We start from the raw sequence: 12,643 nt of genomic DNA, 5'->3' as shown, positions 1-12,643 counted from the left end.
TCTTCATGCCGCGTCTTTTCACCGCCCTCGAAATACCGCGTGACGCCGCCCTTTCGCTGTCCCTGCTGCGGGGCGGCCTGCCCGGGGCCCGTTGGATCGACGTCGAAAACTATCATCTGACGCTGCGCTTCATCGGCGATGTACCGGGTCATGTCGCCGACGAGATCGCCAACGCACTCGACCGCGTCCACCGCCCCTCCTTCCCGCTGACCCTGTCCGGCGTCGGCGCTTTCGGCCAGAAGAAGCCGCACGCGGTGTGGGCGGGTGCCTCCGCCTCGCCCGATCTTGCCGCCCTTCAGGGCGAGATCGACCGCATCTGCCAGCGGCTCGGTATTCCCGCCGATCCGCGCAAGTTCATGCCGCACGTGACGCTGGCGCGCTTGCGCAATTCGACCCCGCTCGACGTTGCCCAGTATCTCTCAGCACGCGGCAATTTCTCGACACTGCCGTTTCGCATCGGCCGTTTCGTGCTTATGTCATCGCGCGATTCGGTCGGCGGCGGCCCCTACATCGTCGAGGAAGCCTGGCCGCTGTCGGGCAAGGACGCCCGTGCTTCCAGCCTTGTCGCCAGCGCCTCCGACGCCTCGCGGATCATGCGGTAGACCAAGGCGAAGGCTTCCGCCCCGTCATTATAGGGGTCCGGCACGTCGCGCGCATTGCCCTTGGCGAACTCCAGGAACAGGTGCACCCGGTCGTGCATGGCTGCCGGCGCCAAGGCTTTCAGGTCGCGAACATTCGACCGGTCCATGCCGAGGATCAGGTCGAAGCGATGAAAATCCTCCGGCGTGACCTTGCGCGCCCTCTGCCGGGAAATGTCGATGCCGTGACGCACAGCAACCGCGATCGAGCGTGGATCGGGAGGCGAGCCGACCTCCCAGCCGCTGGTTGCGGCTGAATCGAGCAGCATTTGTCCGCCCCATCCGCGCTCCGCCAGCATGGCGCGAACAACGCCCTCAGCCAGCGGCGATCGGCAGATGTTGCCGAGACAGACGAAAAGAATGGAATTTATGGGCTTCGCGCTCATCGATCCAACGCTATGGTGACGACTTCAGTCGAAATAGCATGGGAAGCTGACATGACGAGAGAGAAACTGGGCCGGGAAGCCGCTGAAGCGGCGTTGACCGGTCTCGACGGCTGGGCGCTGGCCGCCGATGGCGCCTCGATCAAGCGCACGTTCACCTTCGCGAATTTCTCCGAAGCTTTCGCCTTCATGACCCGCGTAGCACTGGCCGCCGAGAAGATGGACCATCATCCCGACTGGTCGAATGTCTACAAGACCGTCGACGTGACGCTGAACACCCACGATGCCGGTGGCGTGACGGCGCTCGATATCGATCTGGCGAAGAAGATGAACCGCTTTTTCGGTGGCTGAACGCGCAGCGGTTTGCCAAATCGGCGCCGGCATCTTGCAGCCCGGGTCGGGTTTCACCACATTTTCGCTCGCGGGGCATGCGCTGGAATGCGCATGGACGCTCGCAAGGAGAAATTGATGGCGCAACAATCCGGTTTTGACTTCTTCGGCTTCAGCGGCAAGCTCGGCGACGAGAACGAGGTGCGCGAGAAATTCTGGCGCACGGCGAAAAAGGCCGCGCGGCAGATCCCCTTCATGGAAGAGGTCGTGGCCGCCTATTACTGCGCCATGGACAAGAACACGCCGCTGCGCGCCAAGGGCATTCTGCTCGCCGCGCTCGGCTATTTCGTGCTGCCGGTGGACGTCATCCCCGACTTCGTCCTCGGGCTTGGCTTCACCGACGACATCGCCGTGCTCACCGCCGCGATCACTGCTGTCAGCGCCCACATCACGCCGGCGCACCGGCAGGCTGCCAAGGACGCCATCGCCGACAAGGGCTGAGCAGGCCGGCGCCCGCGCAAACGCCTTTGGAGCCTGCGTTTGACGGCAAAGCAAAAAGTCAAACTCTTGCCGCTTTCGTGGCCTCCAAGTCGCGAAAGGGACGTCGCGCCACCCGCTCGCAAGGCGGCGGCGCGGGAATGGCGGCGGTTTCCTCGGGTGCGGGTCCTTTTCTCAAAGGAAATTCACCGTTTGGTAACCCAGATTAAATCAAAATGAAGCGACGGGCAGGACGCCAAGCCGGCCTGCCGCCGCACCTTTGGAATACGGGAAAAACGATGCGCGGATTGATTGCTACAGTTTCGAGCCTGGTCCTGGTGGCCGTGGCAGCGCCGGCACTGGCGCAGTCGGCGACCAAGATCGGTCAGCACAATGCGTGGGGCACCTACAGCTACCAGGCATCGGGCGGCAAGGTCTGCTATGTCCTGACCGTGCCGACCGACAAGCAACCGCCGACGCTCGACCATGGCGACATGTTCTTCTTCGTCAGCCAGCGGCCCGGCCAGCAAGTGTCCTACGAGCCGCAATTCATCGCCGGCTACACCTTCCAGGAAGGCTCCAAGGCCACCGTCACCATCGACAAGAAGTCGTTCTCGATGTTCACGCGGGGCAAGTCGGCCTGGGTCGAGAACGCCGCCGAGGAACCGGTGCTGATCGCCGCCATGAAGACCGGCACCGACATGAAGGTGACGGCGAAGTCCGGCCGCGGCAATCCAACCTCCTATGTCTTCTCGCTGAAGGGTATTTCGGCGGCGCTGTCCTCGATCGCCAAATGCAAATAGGCAAATAGGCGAAGCTTCGATTTGCCAAAGCGTTGTTTTGCATGAAAGGCCGGGCCGCAGAGCCCGGCCTTTTGCATTTTCGGGCCGGCCTGTGTGCCGACGGTTCAGTCTTACATGGCCATTTTTTCACATTCGGCCTGAGCCTTCTTGGTCGACGTATCGATCATGAAGGCTTTGCCCTTGGCGTCGGTCATCATCATCATGCAGTGCTTGATTGGCTTTGCCATCTTCATCATCTCGGCGCCCATCTTTGCATCCGGCATCATGGTGCCCATATGCCCGTCCGGCATGATCGCCATTACTTCTCCACCCTTCATCATGGTCATCGTGCCCATCGCGTCTTCGGCAAGTGCCTGCGAGGCGGTTAGGCCGACGAGGCCGGCAATAACGGCAAGCTTGATAGAGTTCATTCTGCATACTCCCATTTTGTAGGGGCATGGTTGCCCCTTTCGGAATTCGAAGGCGCGATGGGAAACGTTACGCAAACACGACCATGTGATCGGTTCTTTTGCAGCTGGAAGATGGGGCAAGGTCGCTGGATGATCGCAACGGGCTGTCAGCCAGCGCGCATCGGGTTCCATTCTCCCCGCATGACTCCGCCCCCAACCTGTGCTATGCGCCGCGCTTCATGTCCGGTCCGATAAGTGAAATCGGCCGCAAACCGCTTATATCAGTGCAACCATGACCCTTTCATTCGATCTCACCGCCGATGGCGCCCGTGACGCATTGCGCGCCCGCGCCGCACAGCCGGAAAAGCAATCGCTGATCGGCCTGACGCGGGCCGAGCTCGGCGAGGCCCTGGTGGCGTCCGGCGCCGTGCCGGAGCGCCAGGCGAAGATGCGCGCCCAGCAGCTCTGGCATTGGATGTATGTGCGCGGCGTTTCCGACTTTGCCGGCATGTTCAACATCTCCAAGGATTTGCGCGCCGAACTCGACAAGCATTTTACGGTTGCCAGGCCGGAGATCGTCGAGGAGCAGATTTCCTCCGACGGCACCCGCAAATGGCTGTTCCGCTTTCCGCCGCGCGGCGCCGGCCGGCCAGTCGAGATCGAAACCGTCTATATCCCAGAGGAAGGCCGCGGCACGCTCTGCATCTCCTCGCAGGTCGGTTGCACGCTGACCTGCTCGTTCTGCCATACCGGCACGCAGAAGCTGGTGCGCAATCTGACGGCGGAGGAGATCCTCGCACAGTTGCTCACTGCCCGCGACCGGCTCGGCGACTTTCCCGATCGTGATACACCGGACGGCGCCATCGTGCCGGCCGAGGGCCGCAAAGTGTCCAACATCGTCATGATGGGCATGGGCGAGCCGCTCTATAATTTCGAGGCTGTGAAGAAGGCGCTGCTGATCGCCTCCGATGGCGACGGCCTGTCCTTGTCGAAGCGCCGCATCACGCTCTCGACCTCGGGCGTCGTGCCGGAAATCTTGCGCACCGGCGAGGAGATCGGCGTCATGCTGGCGATTTCGCTGCACGCCACCAACGACGATTTGCGCGACCTGTTGGTGCCGATCAACAAGAAGTACCCGCTGAAGGAGCTGATCGCCGCCTGCCGCGCCTATCCCGGCCTATCCAACGCCAAGCGCATCACCTTCGAATATGTGATGCTGAAGGACGTCAACGATTCCATCGAGGACGCCAAGGGCCTGATCAAGCTGCTCAAGGGCATTCCGGCCAAGATCAATTTGATCCCGTTCAACCCGTGGCCGGGCACCAACTACCAGTGCTCGGACTGGGAGACGATCGAGAAATTCGCCGACTACATCAACAATGCCGGCTATGCCTCGCCGATCCGCACGCCGCGCGGCCGCGACATTCTGGCCGCCTGCGGCCAGCTGAAGTCCGACTCCGAGCGCATGCGCAAGGTCGACCGGCTGGCCCTGGAAGCAATGATGATTGCGGGGCACGGCGAGGCGTGAGCCGCCGCTTAGCCTGGCTGAAACGCTTCGCCACGATAGCAGTCGGCTATTTTGCCGGAGTGCTGACCTCGATCCTGGTGCCGGTGCTGCTGATTGCTCTTCTGGAAGGGATAGAAGACGGCAACTGGTCGATCATTTTCGCATTCGACTGGCTGGGCTCCTTCCCGCTCGCCGTGTTGACCGTGATGGTCGGCGCGCTGCTGATTGTCGGCCCGGCGATCCTCGTCGCCGAACGGCTGTCGCTTCGAGGATGGTTCTATTTTGCAGCCACGGGTGCGGTGACCTCCACCGCCTTTGGTGTTTCCATCCCGCGCTCGGCCGGAAGCTTTGTTTTCAATCCGGGCTATCTCGGTTTTCTGGCCACTGCCGGCATTGCTGCCGGTTCGGTCTACTGGCTTCTGGCCGGGCGTAAGTCCGGTCACCTCACACGCCGGGATCCGGGATGAGCCGCCTCATTGCTTACCTCGTCCGTTTCGCCGTCATCCTGTTCGGCTATGCGGTGGCGTCGCTGGCGGCGAGCGCCTTCCTCAACATCCTGTTCCTGGCTTCGCTCGGCTACATGCCGGAGCACGCGCACCCGACGGCAACCGCCTCGCTGTATTTCTCAATTCCGTTCGTCGCCCTGTTCGTCGCCTATTTCGCCTTCATGCCGGCGGCGATCGTCATCCTGCTTGCCGAGATCCTTGGTCGGCGCGACTGGTTGTTCTATGCGCTGGCGGGCGCGGTGGTCGCGGCCGTTTTCCTCGGCCTGGTCGACAATGCTCGTGACTCGGCTTTCGCGGTCAGGGAGACCAGCGCCATCATGGCAGTGGTCGGCGGCGGCATGGTCGGCGGCATCTTCTACTGGCTCAGCGCCGGGCGCTGGGCCGGAAGCTGGTGGTTGAAGGATGAGAAGGCGCCTACTTCGCCTGGGCCGTCAGGATCTTGAGAGCGAAGGCGGAAAACACGCCGGCAAAGAGATAGTCGACCACCCGGGTGACGCGCGGGCTGGCCTTCATCGCCGCCGAGAATTTTTCCGCCGCCAGCACCATCGGCGCGGTCACCGGTATCGACAGCACGATAAACATCGCGCCGAGGAAAAACAGCTTTCCCGGCGCATTCGGATCATGCGCGGAGACGAACTGCGGCAGGAAGGTCATGAAGAACAGGATGATCTTCGGGTTGAGCAGATTGACGCCGAGCCCCGCGGCCCAGCTGCGCAACAGCGAAATCTGAGGCCCCGTCTTCTTTTCCGGCGAAAATGCCGAGCCCCGGGTGATCGCCTGCCAGGCGAGGAAGACCAGATAGCCGGCGCCAAAGATCTTCAGCACGAAGAAGGCCATCGGCGAGGCGACGATCAGCGCCGAGACACCGACCACAACCAGCGTGGTGTGGATCAGCGTGCCGCACAGCGCGCCCGCCATCGAGGCAAAACCGGTAGCGCGGCCCTGGCTCAGCGTGCGCGAGACGAACAAGGTCATGTCCGGTCCGGGCGTGATCGCCAGGATCACGGTGGCGATGGCGAACTGGATCAGCGTGGCGGTGTCTGGAATGAACGACATGGACGGCCCTTTGGCTCGGGAACAGGCAAGCCTATAATGGATACGAACCATCGCTGCCAGCAACTGGACTGCTGAAAGGCTGATCCAGCGCCCCGGGTCGTATCCCGTTTGACCCAACGGTCCGCGGCGTTCATCTCTTGCGCAGCCCGGAAACGGCGTGATACCTCGCCCGCCGAGAACTCGTGATCGCGGAACCGCCAAATGTCAAAAGCAAAAGACGTCAAGAAAGTCGTGCTCGCCTATTCCGGCGGCCTCGACACATCGATCATCCTGAAATGGCTGCAGACCGAACTCGGCGCCGAAGTCGTCACCTTCACCGCCGATCTCGGCCAGGGCGGCGAACTCGAGCCGGCTCGCCGCAAGGCCGAGATGATGGGCATCAAGGACATCCGCGTCGTCGACGTGCGCGAGGAGTTCGTCTCCGATTTCGTCTTCCCGATGTTCCGCGCCAACGCCGTCTATGAAGGCACCTACCTGCTCGGCACCTCGATCGCCCGGCCGCTGATCTCCAAGCATCTGGTCGAGATCGCCAGGGAGACCGGCGCCGACGCGATTGCGCATGGCGCCACCGGCAAGGGCAACGACCAGGTTCGCTTCGAGCTTTCGGCTTACGCGCTGAACCCCGACATCAAGGTCATCGCGCCATGGCGCGACTGGTCGTTCAAGTCGCGCACCGACCTGATCAATTTCGCCGAGCAGCACCAGATACCGGTGCCGAAGGACAAGAAGGGCGACGCGCCGTTCTCGGTCGACGCCAACCTTCTGCATTCGTCCTCTGAGGGCAAGGTGCTGGAAGACCCGTGGAGCGAGCCGCCGGAATTCGTCCACCAGCGTACCGTTTCGCCAATGGATGCGCCGGACAAGGTCACCGAGATCGAGATCGAATTCCTCAAGGGCGACCCGATCTCGCTCAACGGCAAGAAGCTGTCGCCGGCCACCATGCTGGCAGCGCTCAATGATCTCGGCCGCGACAACGGCATCGGCCGGCTCGACCTGGTCGAGAACCGCTTCGTCGGCATGAAGTCGCGCGGCGTCTACGAGACGCCCGGCGGCACCATCCTGATATCGGCCCACCGCGCCATCGAATCGATCACGCTCGACCGTGGTGCCGCGCACCTGAAGGACGAGTTCATGTCGCGCTACGCCGAGCTGATCTACAACGGCTTCTGGTTCGCGCCCGAACGGCTGATGTTGCAGGCGATGATCGACAAGAGCCAGGAAGACGTCGAGGGCACGGTGCGCCTCAAGCTCTACAAGGGCAACGTCATGGTCACCGGCCGCAAGTCGAAGAAGACGCTTTATTCCGATGCACTGGTCACCTTCGAGGACGACCGCGGCGCCTACGACCAGAAGGACGCCGCCGGCTTCATCCGCCTGAATGCACTGAGGCTGCGCACGCTGGCAGCACGCAGCCGCAAGAGTTGACCATCATATGGCATGTCCAAACCCGGCTTTGGCCGGTTTTGGACTGCTACCTCGACGCGAGTCATAATCTGCCGGCTAAATATCCAAGTCCGACACATGCGGATAGATGTGGACCACATAGCGACTGAGAGCGTGTCGTTCGGAAAGTCCCATGATATGGTGGACGACCTTGTACGCGGCCTCCCACTCCGCTTTTGTTTCGGGTCCTCCGATATCCCGGTCTCCGACGAAATTCGCCAGCACGAGCCAAGCTTTGCACCCCTCGCGACGAAGGAAGTGCAAATGGGAAAGCCGGTTTGCCAATTGATAAAATACATCGACCCATGGCGCGCGCGGTCTTGCTCCGAGATATTCGATAGTCTGAGCCAGCGCTTTCTCGATGACCATGCGCGATCTCGGACCGGCCGATGAGGCTGGCGAACACAACTCGGCAATATGCGCCTTCGCCTCGACCAGCAGAATATCTCCCGCACTCGTCCTGCCAAGCGCGTCCCACTGGGGTCCGCGTTGGGGCCAATACTCCGAGAGACGACCGGACAACTCACCAACACCGACCAGATCAAGAAAATCGCGATCACGATATTCTGCGTAGTCATCATTCGCTATCGGTGACAGCCAAACCGTCGACGCTGCAGTAGCAACAAATTCACCAAGGGGCTCGCTGAGCGCGCGTGGAGTTCTATTCACCGCGCGCTGGATCCATTTCAAGCTGCCGCGCTGGCCGACCTTCTGAACGACCCTCGACATCTTGCGCCCCCGATTCTTCCCATTCCCTGGCTTTGATGCGAAAGCCTGCTCATTCAGTCATAGCTCGGTCTCACCCAGACCGTAACCGGCACCGGCATCGGCGCTCCAGCCGTGGCCGCGCAGGAAAGTTGCGGTCGACGCCAACACGTCAGCATCAATAGAAAAGCCCGGCGCATGGCCGGGCCTTCTGCAATACGGAGATCTTTTACAGAGACGTCTCTTCAATCGCCATCGATCGCCGTGGCGATGCGGGCGATGGCCTGTTGATAGACGCTGGCGGAATTCCAGCCGGCAATGGCGCCGATATTCGACTCCGCGCTCGCACCGGCCCGCCAGCCATGGCCCTTGAGGAAGTTGGCGGTGGAAGCCAATGCAGTGGCCTTGTCGCGCAGGTTTCCGCTGCCGACGCCGTACTTCAAGACATTTCCGGGCAGGAACTGCGTGTGGCCGATCTCGCCATGCGCAGCGCCGACCGACGAGGAGGTCAACGCACCGCGATCAACCAGCTTCAAGGCCGCAATGGCATGTGGGTAAAAGAATTCCGGGCGGCGGCAATCATAGGCCAGCGTCAAAATTGCAGAGACCGTATTCTGGTTGCCCATCGCCGAACCGAAGCCAGTCTCCATTCCCCAGATGGCGAGCAGCACGCCTGGCGACACGCCATAGTTGCTTTCGATTTTGTCGAACAGCGCCGCGTTCGACTTCTTCAGCGCACGGCCTTTGGAAATGATCGCAGCGCCGCCACGGCGCTTCATGAAATCTTCCACTGAGCCGCTGAAAGCCTTGTGAATGCCGCGGTCGACGGAGATGGTCTTTGTTGCGTAGGTCGCGCCGGCCAGAGCGGCCAGACCCTTGGGACCCACACCTTCGGCCCTGGCCTCCGCGGCGAACTCCGGCTTCCAGGCTTCGAAGCCGGCGCCAGTCTTGCCACAGCTGGCCGCCGCCTGCGCGCCCGTCGCCAGCGCAAGCACCGCCACCACCGCGGTCACAAAAATCCTACCCTTGGCAAGTAATGCCATGCTTTTCTCTCCTGATTGCCTGAATCACGTCCCGCTTGCGAATTTGCCAGCGAAACCCGCACTTGTCACTGTCTCTGCTGCAGTGCTGGCGAATGCCGGGGAATTTGCCTACGATCAAGTGAATATTGTGGCGGGGGCGAAATAGCCATGGAAGACGTTGATGTCGTGATCATCGGCGCCGGCTCGGCGGGTCTGGCCGCGGCCAGGACCTTGCAGGCAGCCGGCCTCTCCTTCAAGCTGCTCGAAGCGATGGGCCGCATCGGCGGCCGCGCATGGACCAGCGACCAGCATTTCGGCATCCCCTTCGACATCGGCTGCGCCTGGCTGCACGCCGCTGACCGCAACCCCTATTTTCCAGAAGCCCAGGCGGCCGGCTGGACGCTGCATCACCACGACATGAATGTCGACCATCTCTATTATCGCAAGCGCAAGGCAAGCGAGGCCGAGGAAGCCGAGATGAAGGCGGCCGACGCGCGGCTGTTCGAATTGCTGGCCAAGCATGAGGTGAAGCAGGGCGCCGACGATAGGCTTTCGGCGCTGCTCGCCAAGGGCCACGCGCCGCGCGCCGCCGCAACCTTCGCCGGACCGATGGATTTCGGCGCCGACGAGGACGAGATTTCGATCCTCGACTTTCAGGCAGCCGCCGATCTCGACCCCAACTATTTCAGCAAGGAAGGTTTTGGTGCGCTGGTCGCCCGTTTCGGCGCCGACCTGCCGGTCGAATTGTCGACGCCGGTACGCAGGATTCTCTGGGACGGACCTGATGTCGCCTGCGTCACCGATCGAGGCACCATCCGCGCCAAAGCGGTCATCGTCACGGCCTCGCCTTCGGTGCTCGCCTTTGAGGAGATCGAATTCACGCCGGCACTTCCCGACACGCATTTTGGCGCCTTCTTCGACCTGCCGATGGGCATGCTGACCAAATTGCCGGTCGAGATCCGGGGCACGAGGCTTGGCCTGCAGCCCTTCGACGACCTTTTGATCGAGCGCATGGCCCGGCACGACATCTATTTCCTGTGTTTCCCCTTCGACCTCGACCTGATGGTCGGTTTCGTCGGCGGCGACTTCGCATGGGAGATGTCGGCAGCGGGCGAGGCTGCGGGCATCGACTTCGTCGTCGACCGGCTGTGCGGCATTTTCGGCAGCGACACCCGCAAGCACGTGGCGCGCGCCATGATGACCAATTGGGGCGGCGAGCGCTTCGTTCGCGGCGCATACGCTGCCGCCCGACCCGGCCGGTCGCTGGCCCGTGCGACGCTGATGCAGCCGGTGGCAGAAAAAATCTTCTTCGCCGGCGAGCACCTCGCCGGTCCGCTCATCCAGACCTGCGGTGGGGCAAGGCTGTCGGGCGAAGCGGTGGCAAGACAGGTCGCCGCCCAGCTTGCGGCAAAATAGCCTCGATCGGAACACCGACCGGCGGTTCGCGTTGGGCACGGGCCGCCGTGCACCTATATGCTGGCTCTGAAGGTTTGACACCAACATGAAACTCTTCGACTGCCCGCATTGCGGCCACCGCCTCTATTTCGAGAACGCCCAGTGCCTGAACTGCTCGAGCTTCGTGCTCTACGATCCCGAGCATGCGCGTTTTGCGCTGTCGGGTGTCGACGGCATCTTCCAGTGCACCAATGCGGATGAATGCGCCTGCAACTGGATGGCCGAGCCGGGACAGGCTTTTTGCCGCGCCTGCGTGCTGAACCAGCTGATCCCGGATCTGTCGGTCGACGGCAATCGCCGCCGCTGGATCCGCGTCGAGGCGGCGAAGAAGCGTGCCATCTATTCGCTGCTCGCGGTCGGACTGCCGGTCGCGCCCAAGCAGAACCCTGCCGACGAGGTCGGCCTTGCCTTCGACTTGCTAGCCGATCCGATCGGCGGCGGTCCCGGCGGCGAGCGCATCCTGACCGGCCACGACAATGGCCTGATCACGCTCAACGTCGCCGAAGCCGACTCGGCCGAGCGCGAAAGGCGGCGCATCGAGATGGGCGAGATCTATCGCACCTTGCTTGGCCATTTCCGCCACGAACTCGGCCATTACTACTGGGATCGCCTGATCCGCGACGATCCCCAGAGGCTGGAGGCTTTTCGCGCGCTGTTCGGCGACGAACGCGCCGATTACGAACAGGCGCTGAAGACCTATTATGCGAGCGGCGCGCCACCCGACTGGCAGCAGAGCCACATCTCGGCCTATGCCACTTCGCATCCGTGGGAGGACTGGGCGGAAACCTGGGCCCACCACCTGCACATCACCGACACGCTGGAAATGGTCCATGCGCTGAACTTCCCGCTCGGCCGGCTTGAGACCGTGGAGGCCAACGACTTGCCGCAAGGCGACACCGGCGGTGGATTGCAGGCGGCGCCCTCGGAGCCTGCCGCAGCACCTGACCCTTTTGAAAAGATCCTCGCCCGCTGGCTGGTGCTGTCGGAAGCCTCCAATTCGATCAACCGCTGCATGGGCCTGCCCGACCTCTACCCCTTCGTCATTTCAGATGTCACGGCGCGGAAATTGGCCTTCGTTCACGAACTTCTGACTGATTTGCCAAGGGAAGCCGGAACAAATCGTGAGTTGGCGCAGGCGTTTTAGCTGGAACGCATGCGCCACTGCCCCGTTTTCGCTGGCGAGGGACCATGAAAACGGAGAGAAAACCATGAGATCCGTATTGTTTCCCGCAGTCGCTGGAATGCTGACGATCATGTCGGGCGCCGCGTTTGCCGACACCGCTGTATCCGCCGTCACCGATCTTAACGTGCGCGCCGGCCCCGGTCCGCAATATCCGGTGATTGGCGTGCTCGCCGCCGGCCAGTCGGCGACACTCAATGGCTGCATCGAAAACAGCAAGTGGTGCACCATCGCCGAAGCCGGCGGTCAGGGCTGGGTCTATTCCGACTATGTGACGGCTGATTTCGGCGGCAGCCGGGTGGTGCTGACGCAGCGGCCGCACGGCTCCAGAGTCGCGATCGTCTCGCCGCCGGAGGGCTACTCGACCGACTACACCGGAGCGATCATCGCCAGCGATCCGCTCAACGATGCCTTTCCCCCGCCTCCGACCGAGGTCAGAACCTATGTCGGCGCGCATCGCCTCGACCCCGTCTATCTAGATGGCGAGGTGGTGACCGGCGCGACCTTGCCCGACACGGTCGAGCTGCGCGAAATTCCGGACTACAGCTATCGCTATGTCTATGTGAACGGCCAGCCGGCACTGGTCGATCCGTCGACACGGCGCATCATGTACGTGGTGCGTTGACGTTAACGGGGTGACCGCTGCGAAGTGCAGCGGCGGTCGCCTTATGGCGTGTCGCCACGTCGGATCGGTGCGTGCGAACCGTCGAAGTCCGCGAGGCAGATATGATTGCGCGCGAGACGGCGAT

General features: G+C 62.4%; 16 protein-coding genes. 11 read left to right on the top strand and 5 right to left on the bottom strand.

Going from position 1 to position 12,643, the window contains the following annotated elements; all coding sequences use genetic code 11:
• Positions 1-5 precede the first annotated feature (5 nt).
• A complete protein-coding gene (gene thpR, locus AC1D08_RS14150; RefSeq protein WP_095083984.1) occupies positions 6-602 on the top strand; it encodes an RNA 2',3'-cyclic phosphodiesterase in 597 nt (198 codons plus the stop codon).
• On the opposite strand, the gene AC1D08_RS14145 is transcribed toward thpR, so the two are convergent.
• Positions 506-1,024 carry a low molecular weight protein-tyrosine-phosphatase gene (locus AC1D08_RS14145; protein WP_457152047.1) on the bottom strand — a complete coding sequence of 173 codons (519 nt, stop codon included), beginning with the start codon at positions 1,022-1,024 and terminating at the stop codon, positions 506-508. The genes thpR and AC1D08_RS14145 overlap by 97 nt on opposite strands.
• Before the next feature lie 51 nt (positions 1,025-1,075).
• Between AC1D08_RS14145 and AC1D08_RS14140 the strand changes: the two genes are divergently transcribed.
• From AC1D08_RS14140 to AC1D08_RS14130, 3 genes are all read left to right on the top strand, one after another.
• Positions 1,076-1,372, top strand: a complete 297-nt coding sequence (locus AC1D08_RS14140) for a 4a-hydroxytetrahydrobiopterin dehydratase (RefSeq protein ID WP_457152048.1) — start codon at positions 1,076-1,078, stop codon at positions 1,370-1,372.
• Between the two features lie 117 nt (positions 1,373-1,489).
• Positions 1,490-1,852 (top strand): YkvA family protein, encoded by a 363-nt coding sequence (locus tag AC1D08_RS14135; RefSeq protein ID WP_457152056.1) that lies wholly within the window; start codon positions 1,490-1,492, stop codon positions 1,850-1,852.
• 275 nt (positions 1,853-2,127) lie between these two features.
• Positions 2,128-2,631: an invasion associated locus B family protein gene (locus tag AC1D08_RS14130; protein WP_457152049.1), complete on the top strand. Its 504-nt coding sequence runs from the start codon at positions 2,128-2,130 to the stop codon at positions 2,629-2,631.
• Between the two features lie 110 nt (positions 2,632-2,741).
• Here AC1D08_RS14130 and AC1D08_RS14125 read toward each other — a convergent pair whose 3' ends face one another.
• Positions 2,742-3,041 (bottom strand): hypothetical protein, encoded by a 300-nt coding sequence (locus tag AC1D08_RS14125; RefSeq protein ID WP_477224722.1) that lies wholly within the window; start codon positions 3,039-3,041, stop codon positions 2,742-2,744.
• Positions 3,042-3,312: 271 nt separating this feature from the next.
• On the opposite strand from AC1D08_RS14125, the gene rlmN reads away from it, so the two are divergent.
• Genes rlmN through AC1D08_RS14110 form a run of 3 tightly spaced genes read left to right on the top strand, consistent with a single transcriptional unit; the run spans position 3,313 to position 5,476 of the window.
• On the top strand, positions 3,313-4,548 hold the full coding sequence (gene rlmN / locus AC1D08_RS14120) for a dual-specificity RNA methyltransferase RlmN (protein ID WP_477423416.1): 1,236 nt from the start codon (positions 3,313-3,315) through the stop codon (positions 4,546-4,548).
• Positions 4,545-4,994: a hypothetical protein gene (locus tag AC1D08_RS14115; RefSeq protein WP_457152052.1), complete on the top strand. Its 450-nt coding sequence runs from the start codon at positions 4,545-4,547 to the stop codon at positions 4,992-4,994. The genes rlmN and AC1D08_RS14115 overlap by 4 nt, the downstream gene beginning before the upstream one ends.
• Positions 4,991-5,476: a hypothetical protein gene (locus tag AC1D08_RS14110; protein WP_457152053.1), complete on the top strand. Its 486-nt coding sequence runs from the start codon at positions 4,991-4,993 to the stop codon at positions 5,474-5,476. Before AC1D08_RS14115 ends, AC1D08_RS14110 begins: the two co-directional genes overlap by 4 nt.
• On the opposite strand, the gene AC1D08_RS14105 is transcribed toward AC1D08_RS14110, so the two are convergent.
• Complete coding sequence (locus AC1D08_RS14105; protein ID WP_457152054.1) at positions 5,448-6,089, bottom strand: LysE family translocator; 642 nt, start codon at positions 6,087-6,089, stop codon at positions 5,448-5,450. The two genes, AC1D08_RS14110 and AC1D08_RS14105, sit on opposite strands and share 29 nt — an antisense overlap.
• A gap of 201 nt (positions 6,090-6,290) precedes the next feature.
• Here AC1D08_RS14105 and AC1D08_RS14100 point away from each other — a divergent pair, with 201 nt between their 5' ends.
• Positions 6,291-7,514, top strand: a complete 1,224-nt coding sequence (locus AC1D08_RS14100; RefSeq protein WP_477224724.1) for an argininosuccinate synthase — start codon at positions 6,291-6,293, stop codon at positions 7,512-7,514.
• A gap of 75 nt (positions 7,515-7,589) precedes the next feature.
• On the opposite strand, the gene AC1D08_RS14095 is transcribed toward AC1D08_RS14100, so the two are convergent.
• Positions 7,590-8,261 carry a hypothetical protein gene (locus tag AC1D08_RS14095; protein ID WP_477224725.1) on the bottom strand — a complete coding sequence of 224 codons (672 nt, stop codon included), beginning with the start codon at positions 8,259-8,261 and terminating at the stop codon, positions 7,590-7,592.
• A gap of 221 nt (positions 8,262-8,482) precedes the next feature.
• Entirely contained in the window at positions 8,483-9,280 is a 798-nt protein-coding gene (locus AC1D08_RS14090) for a lytic murein transglycosylase (RefSeq protein WP_477224726.1), read from the bottom strand.
• A 147-nt stretch (positions 9,281-9,427) separates the two neighbouring features.
• Between AC1D08_RS14090 and AC1D08_RS14085 the strand changes: the two genes are divergently transcribed.
• The 3 genes from AC1D08_RS14085 (at position 9,428) to AC1D08_RS14075 (ending at position 12,519) form a co-directional block, all read left to right on the top strand.
• A complete protein-coding gene (locus tag AC1D08_RS14085) occupies positions 9,428-10,675 on the top strand; it encodes a flavin monoamine oxidase family protein (protein WP_477224727.1) in 1,248 nt (415 codons plus the stop codon).
• A gap of 85 nt (positions 10,676-10,760) precedes the next feature.
• Positions 10,761-11,858, top strand: a complete 1,098-nt coding sequence (locus tag AC1D08_RS14080) for a zinc-binding metallopeptidase family protein (protein ID WP_457152346.1) — start codon at positions 10,761-10,763, stop codon at positions 11,856-11,858.
• 64 nt (positions 11,859-11,922) lie between these two features.
• Positions 11,923-12,519: a DUF1236 domain-containing protein gene (locus tag AC1D08_RS14075; protein ID WP_095083978.1), complete on the top strand. Its 597-nt coding sequence runs from the start codon at positions 11,923-11,925 to the stop codon at positions 12,517-12,519.
• Positions 12,520-12,643 lie beyond the last annotated feature (124 nt).

The organism is Mesorhizobium sp. P2_E6, assembly GCF_056403835.1.
The sequence above is the reverse complement of the archived record's forward strand: the minus strand, read 5'-3'. Positions and strand labels throughout refer to the sequence as shown.